Genomic DNA, 17,623 nt, shown 5'->3' on the forward strand with positions numbered 1-17,623 from the left:
GGTTATTCTTTGTAACGTAGGTATAACAAAAAGGAATAGTGAATATGGCTTCTTCTGCACCATCGCGACGTTTAGCTTTACTGCTGCTGGCATCGACATTTGCGACGCCAGCGGCCTGGGCACATGCGCACCTGACGCATCAGTATCCAGCGGCGAATGCTGCCGTTACGGCCTCGCCACAGGCGCTGACCCTGAACTTTTCTGAAGGGATTGAGCCAGGGTTCAGCGGCGCAACCATTACTGGCCCTCAGCAAGAGCTCATCAAAACGCGCCCGGCAAAGCGAAATGAACAGGATAAAACGCAGTTGATTATCCCGCTTGAGCAGCCGTTAAAATCTGGCGCTTACACGGTAGACTGGCACGTTGTGTCGGTGGATGGACATAAAACAAAAGGGAAATACACCTTCAGCGTGAAATAAATGATGCTGACATTCGTCTGGATAACTCTCCGATTTATTCATTTTGCTAGTTTGATGCTGGTCTACGGCTGCGCGCTTTACGGCGCCTGGCTGGCACCCGCATCAATTCGTCGTTTAATGACGCGTCGATTTTTACATCTGCAACGACATGCCGCCGCCTGGAGCGTTATCAGCGCGGCTTTTATGCTGGCGATTCAGGGCGGACTGATGGGCGGCGGCTGGCCCGATGTTTTTTCCGTCTCGGTGTGGGGCGCGGTACTGCAAACCCGCTTTGGTGCGGTCTGGATATGGCAAATTATCCTCGCGCTGGTCACGCTGGCGGTGGTAGTCATTGCGCCGGTAAAAATGCAACGACGGCTTCTTATTCTCACCGTTGCTCAGTTTATCCTGCTGGCAGGCGTTGGACATGCGACGATGCGCGACGGTGTAGTGGGAACATTACAGCAGATTAACCATGCTCTGCATTTACTCTGTGCCGCAGCCTGGTTTGGTGGGCTGTTGCCAGTGGTTTATTGTATGCGCATGGCTCAGGGACGCTGGCGTCAACATGCTATTAGCGCCATGATGCGTTTTTCTCGTTATGGTCACTTTTTTGTGGCGGGCGTATTGCTCACAGGCATTGGCAACACGCTATTTATCACGGGATTTACCGCTATCTGGCAGACCACCTATGGACAGTTGCTTTTGTTAAAATGTGCGCTGGTCGTGCTTATGGTAGCAATTGCGCTGACGAATCGGTATGTTCTCGTACCACGTATGCGACAGGAAAATCCCCGGACTGACCTATGGTTTGTCAGGATGACGCAAATTGAATGGGGAGTTGGAGGCATAGTTCTGGCGATCGTCAGCCTGTTTGCAACCCTCGAACCTTTTTGATGGACTGGCATAACGAATGAAAAAAATACTCCTTCCGGCGCTTCTGCTGGCCACTTTGGGCGTAGCGTTGGCGGCGCCGCAGGTGATTACCGTAAGTCGTTTTGAAGTAGGAAAAGACAAGTGGGCGTTTAATCGGGAAGAGGTCATGTTGACCTGTCGGCCTGGCCAGGCGCTCTATGTGATCAACCCCAGTACGCTGGTGCAGTATCCCTTGAATGCCATTGCCGAACAGCAAGTAGCGGAGGGTAAAACGCGCGCTCAGCCTATTGCCGTCATTCAAATCGATAACCCGGCGAAGCCCGGTGAGAAAATGAGTCTGGCGCCGTTTATCGAACGTGCGGAAAAGCTTTGTGATCCATCCAATAGCTGACTGATTTTTAATAAAAAACCGTAAACCTTCACGAAAAGGCTTACGGTTTTTTTATCTCTGATGACAGACAAAACGCCAGGTTTTTTCAATCACCTTCGTCGCAAACTGGAAAACCTGGCGTCGTCATCTATTCTTAAAGGGCAAGGCGATTTAGCCTGCATTAATGCCAACTTTTAGCGCACGGCTCTCTCCCAAGAGCCATTTCCCTGGACCGAATACAGGAATCGTATTCGGTCTCTTTTTATTTTTCTTATAAAACAGTTACTTATGATTAATGATCCGAAATTTTCCGAAATTTTTCCGAATTTCTGTATTCCGGTCTTTTTGGTTATATCACAATCAAATTAAATTTAACATTTATTTCACAACGAAAATTGGAGTATTAGAGCATCATAAAAGCTTTATCATCACGCTCATCGAGATAGAGTTTCGTGGTGTTCGCTGATGTGTGGCCCAGGAGTTTTTGGGCGAACACCTCGCCGTGCTCGTTTTTGTACAGCCGCCCGGCCAGACTTCGGATCTCGTGAAATGTCGGTGGATTATTGCTGAAGTTAACACCGGAGGCTTTTCTTGCTTTTACAAATGTCTTTGTCAATCCATCCGGATGAATATTCCCGGTTGGGCTATTTTTCCTGATTCCAGCACTGATCATGAAATCAGTGCGGCTTACCAGCCGGCAGCGATCGATTACCGTTCCCAGACGTAACCCCGTCGCCCGAAGTGTCAGGGAGAGGGGAATGGCTATTTTCATTCCGGTTTTAATCTGAGTTACGTATAAGCGGTTGTCAAAAACATCACTAAATTTCATATTTACGATATCCTCCCTACGTTGACCAGTAACGAGCGCTAAATCCATCGCGAGAGGGAACCATGCAGGCATATGCTCTGCTGCCGCTCGTGTGGCGTTATACGTTTCCAGTTGCAGGCGTTCCCTGGCCACCTTAATCTCTGGTATCCGGGTTGCTTCCACCGGGTTTTTCACAATATGCCCTTCGACAATAGCCTCTCTGAACATGTCAGATAGAACTGATCTCATTGCTCCCGCCATAGTGTTTTTTCCCTCGGTTATCCACGACTCAAGAAACTTGGCAATGTGCCGGGTTGTTACTTCTGCCAGTATTATTTCTCCCATTTTTTCGCGTACGGTCGCTAATTGATTACTGCGAATCTTGTAGGCATTAACCGACAGACTCCGGCGCTGTAATAAAACCTCATAGCGATCAATCCATGCGGACACAGTGAATGAGTCCGTTCCTTTTAGTTTTTCAATAAGCGCCACTGGCGTGTGGTTTTGCGCTATGAAGTTGTTTGCCTCTATGGCCTGTGTGATAGCGTCCCTGCGGGCGATCTGACCGAGCGGAAATTCCTTGTCAGTTACCGGGTTACGCCAGAAAAAAGATTTACTGGCCTTACGGTAGGTGAGGTACCTCGGAAGGTTAGCATCGTACTTTTTTCGACTCACTGATCAACTTCTCCAGCAATGCACTCGGTTAACGCCATCACACTCTGGTACATAAGTTCGATTTTCCGGCCTTCTTCTGCCGTAAGCACGGTTCTTCCTGTCCGGGCGCACTCTTCCAGAAAGGTTTTCTCTTCTTCTTTTCCTGCGCTGGTACGGCGGTTAAATTCCGGAGCGATGATGAAGCGTTTACTGAATTCCTCTGGTTCCAGTACCCGGCAGTGAAAAGCCGTTCCTGTATCGAGAGTCTTTGTTTTCTCCGTGTCCACGGGGGCATTTTTACGCCACAGATAAATTGCTGGTGTGTCTGCGATATCGTCAAGCTGTGATTTACTGACGCCGGGGCCAGCGTGATACGCCTCGTTAGGGATGTCATAGTAAATACCTGGCTGTATATTATCAGGGACAGTGAAATTTCCGTTTTCTACGGGATCTGCCGCTTCGCCAGCTTCATCACCGCCAGTACCTGATCCACCGTCCGTTGTAATTTCCTGTCCTGTATCGCCAGCCGTTTCCTGCTGGTTGCTCTCTTTCGGCGTTTCTCCATCTCTTTCTGTTCTGGCTTCCGTTTTTTCGGTCTGGTTTGAGGGGGGCAGGAATAGCGCTGATACATCGAAAGTCCCGTCCGCGTTTCTGGTGACAGCCTCCGGCTCTGCTGCTGGTTGTTTTCCCTCCGGCACCACTTCTTCTTTTTCACCCTGATTTGAGGCGCTGTAATTGTTATGAACCCACCTCGGATCGTTCGGGTCGCTGATGTCTTCGACATATTCACCGCGCGCGGCTGCCAGTTGTTTACCAACATCAACCGGGTTTTTGGGTGGAATGTTTTTACGTGCTTCGTGCAGTTCTGCCCGTATTTTCTGGTAGCCTGCTTCTGTCTGGCTTACAGGTGGTTCATTCTCCAGCGGCTGTGGGTCCGGATGATGTTCAGTTGTGTCCTGTTCCACTGCTTCAGGCGTTGCTGGTTCATCTGCCAGTTCGCCTGTCGGTTGCTGTTTTTCTTCATCACACTGAAATCTCTCTGCCTCAATATCCCGCAGACATTTGCCCGCCTGACTAAGCCTTGCTGCATTTTCTTCATGGGTTGTTGGGGGGTTATCAGGCACATATTCGTACCAGTCCGGATCGCGAACGCCATGAACGGCAAGAAAGCTTTCGCACCACGTTCGGCGAAGATCAGGATTACCGGGCTGGAGAATTACACCAGATGTGGCGTTGCACTGAAACTGGATCTAGTGGCGAATCCAGGACAGCTTGAGCTAGAACGTCATGCCGCCCGATCCGCAGCGTGGCTTTTTGTGACTAAAGGGTGTCTGAAATATTCCGGCGACCTGGTACGTGTTACGCAGATCATCAACGGAGGGTAGAACGGCATCGGTGATCGGCGGGAGCGCTTTGAGAAAGCAAAATCGGTGCTGGTATGAATCTGTTATCTGCTCTTCTGAAAAGATACTGGTTGCAGCTGGTGTTTATTTTGCTGATGGCTGGTGCGTTTATCGCCGGTAATGTCTGGAGTGACAGGGGCTGGCAAAAAAAATGGGCAGATCGCGACAGCGCTGAATCCTCTCAGGAAGTCAACGCCCAGACCGCCGCCCGTATTATTGAACAGGGCCGCGTTATTGCCCGTGATGAGGCTGTGAAAGATGCACAAGCGCAAGCCGCTAAATCTGCTGCCACTGCTGCTGGCCTGTCTGCCACTGTTAGCCAGCTGCGTACCGAAGCAAAAAAACTTGCCACCCGCCTGGACGCCGCAAAGCACACCGCAAATCTTGCCGCTGCCGTCAGAAGCAAAACAACCAACGCCGACGCCAGAATGCTTGCCAACATGCTCGGAGATATTGCAGAAGAAGCTAAACATTATGCTGGAATCGCTGACGAGCGCTACCGGGCAGGAATGACGTGTGAACGAGTATATGATTCGGTGAGAGAGTCAAATAATTACAGGAGGCATTGAAACTCCCCCTGTAATATTGCTGTAAAAAAGTGACTACATATCATCAGATGGAACCAGATGAATAAGAACAGGTTTTTCACCAGATGAAACTGATAAGTACTCACTCAGTTTTGATATAGCTGAAATCTGTCTGAATAACCTGTCGGGGTGCTGGAATAACAACTTTCCGGAAATTCTTCTGCAATGGATTTTACTTTTAGTGACCATTCGCCTCCTTATCTGTAGAGGTGGGTAACGAATTTAAAAAGCATTCTGCTTACTTAGGGGGAACATCCTGATGACTGCCTGCAATATTGCAAATTCCATTTTCATTGTATGAACCACCTGAATCAAGGCACTCATCTTCCATCAGGAATTTCTGCGACCACATACCTGCATAAAAAACGATAATAATGGCTACGATAATAGTGATGATGTTTTTCATTTATGTTCTCTGTGTGTTGTTATTGAAAATGATAATCAATATCGCAAAATGAAATAAATAATCATTAAGTGGTAGTTGTTGATAATTGTTCGTATTTTAAAAAGGTACTCCCGGCGGGGCGGTCTGCCACGGGGCGGCAGCGGCGCGGGATTTGGCGCATTTTTGATTTTTCATGCATCATCATCATGTTGTAACTCTCTGTTTTAATGTCATTTATTTTTAAAAGATGATGGTTTGTATGTTTTTTGTTCGTTATATTTTGTTTTTCCGGGCGAGGGCGCGCTAAGAAACAGCCCCAGAGGTAAAAATGGACGGCGAACTGAAGAACCTCAAATGCAATATCTGTCAGCTTGCCGCTATTACAGGGTTACATCGACAGACGGTTGTCAGTCGCCTCTCGGGCGTTCCCCTGGCACTGGGAAGCAATGAAAAAAACAAGCTGTATCTCCTGACGGATGTGATCCGCGTACTGATGGAAACGCCCGTTTCCCAGGCTGCTGAACATCAGGACCCGAATAAAATGACTCCAAAAGAGCGTAAGAACTGGTTTGACTCCGAAAAGGGGCGTCTCTGGCTGGAAAAAGAGATGAAGCAGGTCGTCCCGTTGTCGGAAGTCCGTCAACAAATGGCGGCGATAGTCAAGGCCATTACGCAGGTACTTGAAGTCTGGCCGGATAAACTGGAAAGGGATAAGGGATGGTCTGCGGATCAGCTAAACGAGGCCCAGGATGTGGTGGATGAGGTCAGAATACTGTTAGTTAAGGCAATACAGGAGACCGCAGACGATGACGGGGAATAAATATGGCTCCGCAGCGGCAGTACGCCGGGAGGTTGCTGAATATCTCAGGCCTCCACGCAGAATGCCGGTAGCGGAAGGAACAAAACAATTTATGTTTGTTCCCCGCGGTACCAATACGGCGGTTCCTTGGGATGACACGTTAGCGTCTCAGTCCTTCCCGAAATGACAACAACGTCCACGATAAAATGTTTCGTGATGGTTCATTCCTGCAAATTGGCTGGCCGTCCATAACCGTTTTTTCTTCGTCGGATTACAAGCGGGTGGCGCTGACCGACTATGACCGTTTCCCTGAAGATATCGATGGCGAGGGAGATGGTTTTTCCCTGGCATCCAAACGTACCACCACCTTTATGTCTGCGGGGATGACACTGGCAGAGAGTTCGTCTGGTCGGGAAATCACCGATGTGAAATGGCGGCGTTCTTCGCCGCACGAGGCCCCACCCACGACAGGCATTCTTTCTCTTTATAACCGGGGCGATCGCCGTCGGTGGTACTGGCCCTGTCCACACTGCGGCGACTGGTTCCAGCCAGCGATGGAAAACATGGTGGGGTATGGGGGAGGTACAGACCAAAGCCCCGCTGGACAGTCCGGCACTGACCGGTACGCCAACGGCACCAATGCCGGAAACCACAGCTGCAGGTATTGAAATTGCCACGGCAGCGTTTGTGGTTGCGAAAGTGGCGCAGTTGGTTGGTTCTGCGCCGGAAGCGCTGGACACCCTGCAGGAACTGGCTGACGCTTTGGGAAACGATCCGAACTTTGCCATCACGGTACTGAATAAACTGGCGGGCAAGCAGCCGCTGGACGAAACCCTGACGGCGCTGTCAGGAAAAAGCGCTGATGGTTTTATCGAATACATTAGTTTACGGGAAACGATAAATCACGCCGCCGATGCGTTACATAAATCACAGAACGGTGGCGATATTCCGGAAAAGCCGCTGTTTGTACAAAATATCGGAGCGCTCCCTGCATCAGGTACGGCTGTTGCAGCGAACAGACTGGCATCACGCGGCGCGCTTCCGGCACTGACTGGCACGACAAGAGGCAGCGATAGCGGCCTGATAATGGGCGAGGTTTACAATAACGGTTATCCAACGCAATACGGGAATATTTTGCGTCTGACCGGAACCGGTGATGGGGAAATTCTCATTGGCTGGAGCGGGACAAACGGTGCGCCAGCGCCCGCATATATTCGCAGCCATCGAGATACCGCCGAGGCTGAGTGGTCCGAATGGGCAATGCTCTACACCACACTAAATCCGCCACCGGATTCGCATCCAGTAGGGGCGCCGATAGCATGGCCGTCTGATGCTACTCCGGCAGGTTACGCTCTGATGCAGGGGCAATCGTTTGATAAATCTGCTTACCCGTTACTGGCTATAGCGTATCCGTCCGGCGTTATCCCTGACATGCGAGGCTGGACAATCAAAGGTAAACCCGCCAGTGGGCGAGCTATACTGTCGCAAGAAATGGACGGCAACAAATCGCACAGTCACAGCGCCAGAGCGCAGGATACCGACTTAGGGACAAAAACTACCTCATCCTTTGATTACGGCACGAAATCGACCAATACCACGGGCAATCATACTAACCAGTTCGGCGGTTATATCAATTCATACTGGGGAGATTCCAATCACACTTCATTTCAGCCTGGAGGTGGTGCGTGGACACAGGCCGCTGGCGACCATGCGCATACAGTTTATATCGGAGGACACGAGCACACCATGTATATCGGTCCACACGGACACGTCGTTATTGTGGACGCAGACGGTAATGCGGAAACCTTTGGTCTTATGGACGGCGGTGTGGATGCTGCTATTACGGCATATTTCGGGTCGCAATTACAGGAACGGGTACAGCAAAATATCATCCGTGAATACCTGGGGGAACAGCCCGTCGGCACCGCCTTTGTTATTGAAACGGGTAACAGTAAACATCCGTGGCTGGTTCCCGCCCCGACGATGCGCGTTCCGCTGATTATTGACGGCACCGACGCGGTTTATAATGCAACACGGGCTGCGTTACTGGCAATTTTTCAGCACAATAAAAGCGCCGGAGAAGACCGGAAAATTACATCTGTTGCATTACCTGCAATGGGGGCCGGATGTGGTCAGGTCCCCCCCGGACAGCGTCGCCCGGCAAATTGTACTGATATAGCCCCTCCTGATATTCCCTCCAGTCATATTGCTGTTTTTGACGCTGAAACCCAAACGTGGAGTCTGCAGGAGGATCACCGCGGCGAGACGGTTTACGACACAACAACCGGCAATCAGGTTTATATCTCCGATCTTGGTCCGCTACCTGAAAACGTCACATCAGTTTCACCAGGTGGTGGATACAAAAAATGGGATAGTAAGGCTCAGGTCTGGATGAATGATGAAGCTGCGGAGGCCGCAGCCAGACTTCGTGAAGCTGAAGGAACGAAAAACAGACTCCTGCAAATAGCGTCTGAAAAAATCGCGCCGTTACAGGATGCAGTGGATCTGGACGAAGCAACCAATAAAGAAAAAGCTTCTCTTCTGGCATGGAGAAAGTACCGGGTACAGGTAAACCGTGTTGATACTTTAAAGCCTGTCTGGCCGGAGAAACCAGCCAGTAGTTTATAATTTGTCAGGAAAGCTCAGGCCTTATTTATAGCAAATATGAAGAAGGCCTGTCTGTCATAACTGATATGGTTACTGGCTAGTATATTAAATTTATACTCAATAACCTCTACACATTTTAAACCAATCTTCAGGGAAGGGTATGCCAGCAGGCCAAAGATTACACCACTTTTGAGGCATTGGCTTAATTGTTTCTTCTTTTTTATGATCTTGAGAGTCTGCCGCTATTGTAAGAGCAGGATATAGTGAAGATGGTAATATTAAAACCATTGCTAAAAATACGCTCTTGACGTGTTTCATAATATGTTACCTGTTAAATTGTGGCACACTATCCTTACGGTTACAGCATCCTTTACTATAGATATTAAACGTTATTCATTACCATCAGGTGAGTAAATAAAAACCATTTATAAAATATTTAACTTAAATAAAAATGATAAGCACTATTATATTTTATTTCCAATGTAAATTAATTCATGTGAAAGTGATTTCATGTGCTTTTCAAATCATGGCTGGCTCGCTCCCCCGGAGGAACAGGCCAGTTAACATTATCAGGAGTGTTTGTTATATCAATCAACTTCACTTCATTCTTGTAAGCCAGCCATACTAACAGTTTTGATCCTGTCCGCGTATTGTGGACACAGCCTTAAGCGAGGTTCTGGTTTTCAAATTGTTCCGGACTGAGATCGCCGCAGACCCTGATGGCGCAGGCTGGACGCTATCGTTTTTACATTGTACCTCAGGCCCCAGGTTCACTTCCTCAGCAAGCCGGGGCGCACCATAGCGCTGTTTTGCCTGGCTGAAGGCCTCTCTTACGACATTGTCGCAGTCTTGGCGGAACTGCTGGTGGGTATTAACGACTGTGCGCCTTGTTTGCCAATGCCGATTCCGAACTCATTCTGACGCCGATCATCATTGCCGTGTTGCTCGCGTCTGGTTTCAGCAAAAGCACCACGCTGGCTATACTGCATTTCTTTTTCCGCAGGGAGAAGTGAGTAAATGAGTATGGAAATGGAGCTTTCCCTATAATGGCGGCTGAAGCTAATCATGTGTCATGTATTGCAAATGTCAAAGTGATAAATAAAGTTTCAACAGTCTGTGTTTTTTGTGAAAACGACTCGCTATGGTGCTAACCCTATATGAGGGACTGATTGAACATCAGATATATCCCGGCTTATTTAATACTGCTTACTATGAGGGTAATAATATGTTTTCTCTTATTAAATCACGTAAAGTTTTATTCATAACAACTCTTCTGCTGTTGTCGTCTGCTGCCCAGCCAGCGTTCGCCCTGGGGTGCATAGGGGACGGTGGTAGCACTGCAGACTGTGCAAAGGTTTGTTCCCTGGCGGCAGGTTTAGGCCCCCTTGGTTTTCTCATTTGCTTTTAATGTCTGAGAAGTGGTTATCCTGAGCCTTTCCTGTTCATGTAGTGAAGGCCCATTCAGAACATCATATTTAAACTATCGTAATGGAACAAAGAGTTACTTTAAAGAGCTCTTTGTTCCTTTAACCTTGATGAAGATGGTCAACGTCTGGTTTTACAATTCCGATACAGACAGGATAGCTGCTATGTTTGTTATCCATCTGGAAGGTTATCTGGCTGATAGCATCAAGCGCCAGTTGTGGCCATTGCTTCAGTACCCAGTGTGCCACTACAGTGCCACTACATTGGTGGCCGTAGGCCAAAACTGACGCCGGAGCAATGGGCGCAGGCAGGGTGCCTTATTAGGGCAGGAGTACCGCGACAGCAGGTAGCGATTATTTATGATGCGGGGCTGTCGACGCTGTACAGAAAATTCCCTGTGTTAGGGTAATGCAGTATTTCCACGGTGCGTGCCACCCAAATATGTGCTGTGGATGCTTTATAGGGTGTGCCATTTTTGTGTCAAACATGGTGAAGCATCATTCTATTTCTAACATCATGTGCCATTGAGTTGAGCAATGTGAATGCGGAAATGTGTATTTGAAACAGTTAGTTAAATGTGATTCTACTAATTCGTAATGCGAAGGTTGTAAGTTTGATTCCTGTTATTGCAACATTTCAATGTTACTGTAACTTCCGTGTTAGCCCATAACCATTCCAATTTCTACAAGACAGGTGCTTGCTATATATTTACCAATCAGTCATTTTAAAAGTGCGTCATAACCGGAGAACTGTCCTCGTCAGGAGGCCTGTTTTCAGAAAGGCAATATCCTGTTTCGACAGTAGCTTATATGTGACCGGGTTAGCAGCACATTCCCCTCCGCCACATTCCAGTACAGTTGAAATAAGGTTGGCAGTAATCAGTAACAGAAATACCCAACCGACAATACTGAACAGGTCCGGATTAATATTCAATGAACGAAATGCAACATTCATGCTACTGATTGCCAGAATTACCGCAACAGCAATAATAATCAGAATTGACGTAATCAGAGTCCAGGTATAAAAGTGTAATCCAAAAAATGCAGAACCATATCCTGTGTCACCGGGCATGATATGCAAACATATTTGCCGGGATGCCATAACTCCGGTCAGGATACTGCCAATAATTACCATCCCGTAATGTATACCTCGTAGACCAAAGCAGAGGTTAAATAAAAAGCCAAAACCGGCGATGATGAGGCCAGCCCGCTGTAATAAGCAAATTGGACAAGGCAGTTCATGCCTAACGAGTTGATAATAAAAGGCTACAACCAGAGCAACGCATATCCCAAGGAGTCCCACCTGATTAATCAGATGAACAAATGTTGTTGGATGATGATGCGTTTTCATACACACTCCTTAAAATGACAAAGTCAGCGAATTGGTCATATGATGAATGAATGATAAAATAGTGACGATGAGTAAAACGGCCCACAGAATGTAGCTGACTTTATCCTTTCTGTTTATGGCCCCCATTGCCACGCTCAGTGCAAGCAAGAATGGCAGAAACATGAACATAAAAAACTCCTTTATTACATTGCTTGTTAATATAATCGCTGTGTATTACCGGGTCTGTATTCCAGCTTATCCACCCCGCATTAGCCGGAGCACAGTAAGGCATCAGGAATTATTTGCGTTATTATAAATCGATTATTTCTGTGATGAGTTATCCCGGCATCTGCTGGTTACAGGGATATTTCTGGCGACAAGGGTAAGAAATATCCCGATAACTAATGGTATAATAAGCAGCATTGAATGTGTTGAAATAGCATATCCATAAATATAGTCTTCCAGACTTACCGCAATCAGCGGAAAGATAAGAAATACAAGCGAAGCCTGGAAGGCATTAGCCTTTTGCTGAAGCGCAAAGTAGCACAGGATACCAAAAACTCCGGCAAAAGCCCCGAGATACAGGGTAGCTAATATTGAGTGTACTGAGAAGGTTGATACTTGTGGTCTTTCAAAAAACCATCCTGTCGCAGAAAGTATCAACCCAGCTAAAAGGCACGGGAGCGCATTAAATGTGATAACAGAGACAGTACAACTTCTTTTCTTACATTGTGTATATATTATGGCATGGATTAACACAGCAGAAATAAGCGCAGTGATACCCTGCCAGTGACTCTCTGTACTTGTATTCGTTTCTTCAAGAAGTATCCCCGTCAATGCAGTGATTGCGATAGTTAAGCCCGCGATCTGCATTAGTTTCGCTTTTTCATTTAGAAACAAAACCGATGCTATCAAAACGGCCACAGGCATATTCGCAAAGATAATGGCGGCAAGCCCAGAGTTGACATAGGTTTCACCATAAATCATTAGTGAGAAAGGAATGCAAAAATAAAAGATGCATATCACAAACTGGAATAATCGTTGTCCGGGAGGAAACAACAGTGTTTTTTTTCTTAACCATGCAATGATGATTAAAAAAGGTGCTGCAAACATAAACCTCATTCCGGTTGCAAACACTGGAGGGATAGTTTCAACGGCAATTCGCATGGCCAACCATGTAGTCCCCCAAGTCAGTGAAACTAGCATGAATAATATAGATATCGACACCTTGCGCATAAGATCCTCTCCGTAAAAAAATTAATTTAGCTTTTTAGCTAGAAAAAAGTAGCGTTTTCTTCACTGTGTTTTTTATATGTTTAGATAAAAATTTCTCTATCAGAAGACGCAGTTATGCTGAATGAGAAAAATAATAAATGACTCAAGCTGTTACCACACGATTGTCCACTGCGCCTGTAAGACCTGGCAGCAGTTGTCGATTTAATGTCTATTCTTGCTGGAAGGCATAAAACGCCTTGAAGATGAAGAGCTCATCATTAGTCGGGTCCCTTGTTGAGCCAGGACAAGTTTAACTTATCGCTTTCAACCCTTACGATGATAAATGATCTTATTCACCCATAATGGACATACGGCTAAATGGTAAATTCTCAAGTAAGAGGCAGGATCTGTATCAACCAGTAAGAAGCCCCAGAAACAGCACCGGCTGAATTCCGTCAGGAAGCTCTGAAACTCGCTGAATGTACGTTGCCCGCGAACGATTGTTAATCAGCACCATAGCAAGAATAATTGTTTGTTTCACAAGGAGATAGAAAAAACTATAGCTTTGCGCCGGGGCGGAGGCAGGAGGAGATAACTCGTTGTAATAGAATGTTTTTATATGGCGACCTTAAGAGAAATGCTTTCGCCTCGGTATACCACCCGCTATGAAGACCTGCTTCAGGTTAAGTGGCAGGTTTATCCCGATTTTCACATTCCTGATGTGATGGAACCGCAGCCACATCGTATGCAAGAACGGGCTGCGGCAAGCTGGCGATCGTTCGATAGTGCGAGTATTGAATGGTTGCCAGTTGCGGCGGATTTTACTTGTTCAAGATGACTAACCAATGTGTTTAATCTGAAACTAGCCACCTGTTCAACTTTTCGCGATCGCTTTTGTTGGCATCACTATTAAGCCTTCGTCTACATAGGTATTTGGCATCGGGAGTCCCCCAATGGAAGAGGGGAGTGATGTATTGGGCAGTTAATTTGTTTGGTCGGGGGATTTATACGCAAAATGGCCCGAAATATGTCCGAATTAAAACGTAAAAAGTGATAACTAATTGAATCTATTAGAATCAAAAATAACATATTCCAATCGTTAAAATCACTTAATTAATATGTAACATTATGAATTTAAAGAGAAATATCAATGGTTGCCGTAAGCGGGAATCGTATTCGGTCTCTTTTTTTTCTTATAAATCAGTTGCTTATGATCAATAATCCGAAATTTCCGAAATTTTCCAGAATTTCTGTATTTCGGGCTTTTTCGTTATATCAGATCCAAATCCAGTTTAACATTTCTTTTACAGCAAAATCAGAGCATCACGTAAGCTTTATTATCGCGTTCATCGAGATAGAGTTTCGTGGTGTTCTCGGAAGTATGTCCCAGGAGTTTCTGAGCAAACCTTTCCCCGTAAGCATCTTTATACAGTCGTCCGGATAAGCTGCGGATCTCGTGAAATGTCGGTGGGTTATCACTAAATTTATTCCGGTAAATTTTCGTGCCGCAACAAATTTTTTAGTCAGGCTGTCAGGATGAATACTCCCGTTCGGGCGGTTTTTGCGTATGCCAGCGCTGATAAGGTATTCGCTACGGCTTACCAGGCGGCAACGATCAATCACCGTACTGAGGCGTAAACCCATGGAAGGAGGGGTGAGCGAAAGTGGCAGAGCGATTTTCATCTCGGTCTTGATTGGCTTAACGTACAGTCGCTCATCAATAATGTGACTGAACTGAGACTGTAATATAAAATTGTGTAATTGCCTGTGTTTGATATGTTCACTCCAGTAACGGGGACAGGCAATTATGGACGAAAAGAAACTCAAAGCCCTTGCGGTTGAACTGACTAAAGGCCTTAAAACCGAAGCCGACCTCAATTCGTTTTCCCGTATGCTGACGAAATTAACCGTCGAAACGGTGCTCAATGCGGAGCTGGCTGACCACCCCGGGTATGAGAAAAATGCGCCCAAAACAGGCTCAAACACCCGTAATGGCTACTCGTCCAAAACGGTGTTGTGCGATGACGGCGAGATAGAACTCAACACACCGCGTGAGCGTGAAAACACCTTCGAACCACAGCTGCTTAAGAAGCACCAGACGCGCATTACGCAGATGGACAGCCAAATTTTATCCCTCTACGCCAAAGGCATGACTACCCGCGAAATCGTCGCCACCTTCAAAGAGATGTACGACGCCAATGTGTCACCCTCGCTGATATCTAAAGTCACCGACGCCGTAAAAGAGCAGGTCACTGAGAGGCAAAACCGGCAACCGGATGCGCTGTACCCCATTGTTTATATGGACTGCATTGTTGTCAAAGTCCGTCAGAATGGCAGCGTAATCAACAAAGCCGTCTTCCTGGCACTGGGTATCAACACCGAAGGCCAGAAAGAGTTACTGGGTATGTGGCTGGCCGAAAATGAAGGCGAAAAGTTCTGGCTAAGCGTGCTGACGGAGCTGAAAACCCGGGGCGTTCAGGACATCCTGATTGCCTGTGTGGATGGTCTGAAGGGCTTCCCGGATGCGATAAACAGCGTCTTCCCGCAGCCCCATATCCAGCTGTGCAGTATCCACATGGTGCGTAACAGTCTGAAATACGTAGCCTGGAAAGGCTACAAAGTCGCCACCAGCGGCCTCAGGCCCCGACCGAAGAGGCGGCACTGATGGCGATGGATGCGTTCGCGAAAGCCCGGGACGATAAATATCCGCAAATCAGCAAAAGCTGGCGTGCGCACTGGGAAAACCTCAATACGCTCTTCAGTTATCCGCCGGATATCCGCAAGGCCATCTACACCACAAACGCAATCTAATCCCTGAACTGCGTGATCCGTGCCGCGATTAAGAAACGCAAGGTGTTCCCGACGGATGACTCAGTACGAAAAGTTATTTATCTGGCGATCAAGGATGCGTCAAAAAATGGAGTATGCCGATCCAGAACTGGCGGCTGGCGATGAGCCGTTTTATTATCGAGTTCGGTGACCGCCTGAGCGATCACCTTTAATAACTGGGCAGTTACACAGAATTACTGACAGGCTCATTCTTTTGTGTTGCGCCTCTCTGTTTCTATTGTTTTAGATAGCCATGAGAGCTCCGTCGCTGAGAATTTTAGTCGTGGGGTTCTTTCTTCTGCACCGGGTGGGCGCATTTCATAACTGCAGGACCATCTGCTGAATACTGTATAGCTCTGTATATCGCATGTTGTTGAGGTCAGTGTGCAATTCCTCGGTACTGGCTTGTCCTGTATAGGGCTGGAGATTTCTGGGCAATGTCCTTTTGGACCTGAACATATGTTTTTGATTGAAAATGGCATCGTGTTTTATCCTTTACACTGTGAAATGTTGTTTTGTGCTCTTCTGTTGTGATTGGTGATGTGACGGGATCGTCCATGCACCCTTCCTTTTATTGACGGCGTATCAGTCCATTGATGCCATGCTTGCTTAATTTGTCCAGCATCAGCAAGCCGTCGTTTTCTTTCTGCTGCAATTCAAGCAACTTAAACCGTATTTCGTTAAGTAAAGGTTTAATAACTCCGCGCTTGCGAACCACCTTTTTGATAACGTCTTTTTCGAAGTATAAACGGCAGAAATGATTTTCATAATTCGCCTATACTCTTCACCCAGCGCTGGCAAATCTTCAACGCTGAAAGGCTGGGGAGAAGGGCGTCCAGTTGCTGAACGGAGAGCGAACCATACGCCCTGATTCCACGTGTTATCAAACTTCATACCGTGGTTATCATCCAGACAAGGCGCTTGAGGTTGCTCATGTCTTTTGGGGAAAGAGGTTCGGTGGTGGGTACTGGATATCCTGGATCGGGAAGTGGGTTCCACTGGTGCCAAATACAGGGGGCTGGTAAACCGGGTGGATACCTCAAATCCTGACAGGCCAGAGCACCAGCCTGATAAAATCGTATTACTGATTTCTAACCAGTGGCACATTAATTGTACCAGCTCAGACTCCAACTGACAGTTTGCTTTAAGCGAGTAGCGGACGTGACCTGCCCCCAGGAGTAAAAACAAACTTTCTATTGATACATTTAATTAACTTATTTATAACGTTATATTCCAAATACAAACTTGTTCAATTGGGCATGTATGGACATTCAAATCACACATCAAGTTACTGAATTTGATAAAGAAGAACTATTAACCGGATTAAGAAGCTACAATGCTCAGTTCGTCGATTTTAGTAAAAATGGGCAGCTTGGGGTCTACTGCAGAAACGAAAGCGGCGAAATGGTAGGCGGATTAATTGCTGACAGAAAAGGTCCGTGGCTCTGCATCGACTATCTTTGGGTAAGTGAATCTGCAAGGAACTGCGGTCTGGGGAGCAAACTTATGGCGATGGCCGAAAAAGAAGGTTTGCGGAAAGGCTGTGTTCATGGACTTGTAGATACCTTTAGCTTCCAGGCTCTCCCTTTTTATGAAAAACAGGGTTATATACTTCAAATGTCGCTACCGGACTTTCCTAAAGTAGGTTCGCAAAGGCATTATTTAATTAAGCTCGGTTTATAGCTTTGCTGCATTTGAATACCCATAGCTTTATGAAAGCTGTAATCAGGTAGCTTTAAAATATATCGTACCGTTGGCCTGTACACACCATGATCAGCGTCCGCTTCTGGCACAGGGCGGACAGTCAGATTAGGTTTGGCTGTCAGCTCACATTTGAGCTAATACCCCCTGGCACGGCTAGAGGTACTCAGACAGCCGCTTGTAGGCGGCATGGTCCGGATACAAAAACATATTGCGCTGTTATATAAACTGTAAACT

15 protein-coding genes and 10 pseudogenes are annotated in these 17,623 nt (G+C 47.0%); 14 read left to right on the forward strand and 11 right to left on the reverse strand.

Annotation, left to right across the window (positions count from 1 at the left end; genetic code table 11):
• Positions 1-44: 44 nt before the first annotated feature.
• Genes yobA through ACLJNW_RS02225 form a run of 3 tightly spaced genes read left to right on the forward strand, consistent with a single transcriptional unit; the run spans position 45 to position 1,665 of the window.
• A complete protein-coding gene (gene yobA, locus ACLJNW_RS02215) occupies positions 45-419 on the forward strand; it encodes a CopC domain-containing protein YobA (RefSeq protein ID WP_000168393.1) in 375 nt (124 codons plus the stop codon).
• Entirely contained in the window at positions 420-1,295 is an 876-nt protein-coding gene (gene copD, locus ACLJNW_RS02220; RefSeq protein WP_000979694.1) for a copper homeostasis membrane protein CopD, read from the forward strand.
• Between the two features lie 16 nt (positions 1,296-1,311).
• Complete coding sequence (locus ACLJNW_RS02225; RefSeq protein WP_023204512.1) at positions 1,312-1,665, forward strand: YebY family protein; 354 nt, start codon at positions 1,312-1,314, stop codon at positions 1,663-1,665.
• 382 nt (positions 1,666-2,047) lie between these two features.
• On the opposite strand, the gene ACLJNW_RS02230 is transcribed toward ACLJNW_RS02225, so the two are convergent.
• Together ACLJNW_RS02230 and ACLJNW_RS02235 are read right to left on the reverse strand one after the other, a co-directional pair.
• Entirely contained in the window at positions 2,048-3,127 is a 1,080-nt protein-coding gene (locus ACLJNW_RS02230) for a tyrosine-type recombinase/integrase (RefSeq protein ID WP_038803962.1), read from the reverse strand.
• 29 nt (positions 3,128-3,156) lie between these two features.
• Positions 3,157-4,311, reverse strand: a pseudogene (locus ACLJNW_RS02235) (exonuclease VIII); the annotation flags it as partial.
• On the opposite strand from ACLJNW_RS02235, the pseudogene ACLJNW_RS02240 reads away from it, so the two are divergent.
• A pseudogene (locus ACLJNW_RS02240) lies at positions 4,300-4,491 on the forward strand (glycoside hydrolase family 19 protein); the annotation flags it as partial. The pseudogenes ACLJNW_RS02235 and ACLJNW_RS02240 overlap by 12 nt on opposite strands.
• Before the next feature lie 53 nt (positions 4,492-4,544).
• Positions 4,545-5,078: a DUF2514 domain-containing protein gene (locus ACLJNW_RS02245; RefSeq protein WP_001050883.1), complete on the forward strand. Its 534-nt coding sequence runs from the start codon at positions 4,545-4,547 to the stop codon at positions 5,076-5,078.
• A 256-nt stretch (positions 5,079-5,334) separates the two neighbouring features.
• Here ACLJNW_RS02245 and ACLJNW_RS02250 read toward each other — a convergent pair whose 3' ends face one another.
• Positions 5,335-5,502 carry a lytic enzyme gene (locus ACLJNW_RS02250; protein ID WP_000789530.1) on the reverse strand — a complete coding sequence of 56 codons (168 nt, stop codon included), beginning with the start codon at positions 5,500-5,502 and terminating at the stop codon, positions 5,335-5,337.
• Positions 5,503-5,809: 307 nt separating this feature from the next.
• Here ACLJNW_RS02250 and ACLJNW_RS02255 point away from each other — a divergent pair, with 307 nt between their 5' ends.
• The 5 genes and pseudogenes from ACLJNW_RS02255 to ACLJNW_RS02275 form a co-directional block, all read left to right on the forward strand.
• Entirely contained in the window at positions 5,810-6,301 is a 492-nt protein-coding gene (locus ACLJNW_RS02255) for a DUF1441 family protein (RefSeq protein ID WP_023204530.1), read from the forward strand.
• A pseudogene (locus ACLJNW_RS02260) lies at positions 6,288-6,891 on the forward strand (phage terminase large subunit family protein); the annotation flags it as partial. The gene ACLJNW_RS02255 and the pseudogene ACLJNW_RS02260, both read left to right, overlap by 14 nt.
• A pseudogene (locus ACLJNW_RS02265) lies at positions 6,854-8,086 on the forward strand (phage tail protein); the annotation flags it as partial. The pseudogenes ACLJNW_RS02260 and ACLJNW_RS02265, both read left to right, overlap by 38 nt.
• Before the next feature lie 51 nt (positions 8,087-8,137).
• Positions 8,138-8,368: pseudogene (locus ACLJNW_RS02270) on the forward strand (phage tail protein); the annotation flags it as partial.
• A 27-nt stretch (positions 8,369-8,395) separates the two neighbouring features.
• Positions 8,396-8,908: pseudogene (locus ACLJNW_RS02275) on the forward strand (tail fiber assembly protein); the annotation flags it as partial.
• A 96-nt stretch (positions 8,909-9,004) separates the two neighbouring features.
• Here the strand turns inward: ACLJNW_RS02275 and pagK are convergent.
• On the reverse strand, positions 9,005-9,205 hold the full coding sequence (pagK, locus tag ACLJNW_RS02280; RefSeq protein WP_010989029.1) for a vesicle-borne virulence factor PagK: 201 nt from the start codon (positions 9,203-9,205) through the stop codon (positions 9,005-9,007).
• Positions 9,206-9,582: 377 nt separating this feature from the next.
• Positions 9,583-9,784, reverse strand: a pseudogene (locus ACLJNW_RS02285) (IS3 family transposase); the annotation flags it as partial.
• Between ACLJNW_RS02285 and ACLJNW_RS02290 the strand changes: the two are divergent.
• Positions 9,775-9,900: a hypothetical protein gene (locus ACLJNW_RS02290; protein WP_001652642.1), complete on the forward strand. Its 126-nt coding sequence runs from the start codon at positions 9,775-9,777 to the stop codon at positions 9,898-9,900. The pseudogene ACLJNW_RS02285 and the gene ACLJNW_RS02290 sit on opposite strands and share 10 nt — an antisense overlap.
• Before the next feature lie 674 nt (positions 9,901-10,574).
• Positions 10,575-10,721: pseudogene (locus tag ACLJNW_RS02295) on the forward strand (helix-turn-helix domain-containing protein); the annotation flags it as partial.
• 326 nt (positions 10,722-11,047) lie between these two features.
• Here the strand turns inward: ACLJNW_RS02295 and ACLJNW_RS02300 are convergent.
• From ACLJNW_RS02300 to ACLJNW_RS02315, 4 genes and pseudogenes are all read right to left on the reverse strand, one after another.
• Positions 11,048-11,662: a disulfide bond formation protein B gene (locus tag ACLJNW_RS02300; protein WP_000848069.1), complete on the reverse strand. Its 615-nt coding sequence runs from the start codon at positions 11,660-11,662 to the stop codon at positions 11,048-11,050.
• Between the two features lie 9 nt (positions 11,663-11,671).
• Positions 11,672-11,830 (reverse strand): DUF5993 family protein, encoded by a 159-nt coding sequence (locus tag ACLJNW_RS02305; protein ID WP_000480735.1) that lies wholly within the window; start codon positions 11,828-11,830, stop codon positions 11,672-11,674.
• A 132-nt stretch (positions 11,831-11,962) separates the two neighbouring features.
• A complete protein-coding gene (locus ACLJNW_RS02310) occupies positions 11,963-12,877 on the reverse strand; it encodes a DMT family transporter (RefSeq protein WP_001233445.1) in 915 nt (304 codons plus the stop codon).
• Positions 12,878-14,171: 1,294 nt separating this feature from the next.
• A pseudogene (locus ACLJNW_RS02315) lies at positions 14,172-14,605 on the reverse strand (tyrosine-type recombinase/integrase); the annotation flags it as partial.
• A 58-nt stretch (positions 14,606-14,663) separates the two neighbouring features.
• Between ACLJNW_RS02315 and ACLJNW_RS02320 the strand changes: the two are divergent.
• Positions 14,664-15,858, forward strand: a pseudogene (locus tag ACLJNW_RS02320) (IS256 family transposase).
• A gap of 145 nt (positions 15,859-16,003) precedes the next feature.
• Here ACLJNW_RS02320 and ACLJNW_RS02325 read toward each other — a convergent pair.
• Positions 16,004-16,144: a hypothetical protein gene (locus tag ACLJNW_RS02325; protein WP_001617922.1), complete on the reverse strand. Its 141-nt coding sequence runs from the start codon at positions 16,142-16,144 to the stop codon at positions 16,004-16,006.
• Between the two features lie 165 nt (positions 16,145-16,309).
• Positions 16,310-16,579 (reverse strand): hypothetical protein, encoded by a 270-nt coding sequence (locus tag ACLJNW_RS02330; RefSeq protein WP_001752421.1) that lies wholly within the window; start codon positions 16,577-16,579, stop codon positions 16,310-16,312.
• Positions 16,580-16,948: 369 nt separating this feature from the next.
• Between ACLJNW_RS02330 and ACLJNW_RS02335 the strand changes: the two genes are divergently transcribed.
• Positions 16,949-17,368 carry a GNAT family N-acetyltransferase gene (locus ACLJNW_RS02335; RefSeq protein ID WP_000354407.1) on the forward strand — a complete coding sequence of 140 codons (420 nt, stop codon included), beginning with the start codon at positions 16,949-16,951 and terminating at the stop codon, positions 17,366-17,368.
• Positions 17,369-17,623: the final 255 nt, after the last annotated feature.

This window comes from Salmonella sp. SAL4457 (assembly GCF_046548235.1).
Taxonomy (GTDB): Bacteria; Pseudomonadota; Gammaproteobacteria; order Enterobacterales; family Enterobacteriaceae; genus Salmonella; species Salmonella enterica.

Coding starts and splice junctions, on each gene's coding strand:
- yobA (WP_000168393.1), top strand. CDS start 45: ATGGCTTCTTCTGCACCATCGCGACGTTTAGCTTTACTGCTGCTGGCA.
- copD (WP_000979694.1), top strand. CDS start 420: ATGATGCTGACATTCGTCTGGATAACTCTCCGATTTATTCATTTTGCT.
- ACLJNW_RS02225 (WP_023204512.1), top strand. CDS start 1,312: ATGAAAAAAATACTCCTTCCGGCGCTTCTGCTGGCCACTTTGGGCGTA.
- ACLJNW_RS02245 (WP_001050883.1), top strand. CDS start 4,545: ATGAATCTGTTATCTGCTCTTCTGAAAAGATACTGGTTGCAGCTGGTG.
- ACLJNW_RS02250 (WP_000789530.1), bottom strand. CDS start 5,502: ATGAAAAACATCATCACTATTATCGTAGCCATTATTATCGTTTTTTAT.
- ACLJNW_RS02255 (WP_023204530.1), top strand. CDS start 5,810: ATGGACGGCGAACTGAAGAACCTCAAATGCAATATCTGTCAGCTTGCC.
- pagK (WP_010989029.1), bottom strand. CDS start 9,205: ATGAAACACGTCAAGAGCGTATTTTTAGCAATGGTTTTAATATTACCA.
- ACLJNW_RS02300 (WP_000848069.1), bottom strand. CDS start 11,662: ATGAAAACGCATCATCATCCAACAACATTTGTTCATCTGATTAATCAG.
- ACLJNW_RS02305 (WP_000480735.1), bottom strand. CDS start 11,830: ATGTTCATGTTTCTGCCATTCTTGCTTGCACTGAGCGTGGCAATGGGG.
- ACLJNW_RS02310 (WP_001233445.1), bottom strand. CDS start 12,877: ATGCGCAAGGTGTCGATATCTATATTATTCATGCTAGTTTCACTGACT.
- ACLJNW_RS02325 (WP_001617922.1), bottom strand. CDS start 16,144: ATGTTCAGGTCCAAAAGGACATTGCCCAGAAATCTCCAGCCCTATACA.
- ACLJNW_RS02330 (WP_001752421.1), bottom strand. CDS start 16,579: ATGAAGTTTGATAACACGTGGAATCAGGGCGTATGGTTCGCTCTCCGT.
- ACLJNW_RS02335 (WP_000354407.1), top strand. CDS start 16,949: ATGGACATTCAAATCACACATCAAGTTACTGAATTTGATAAAGAAGAA.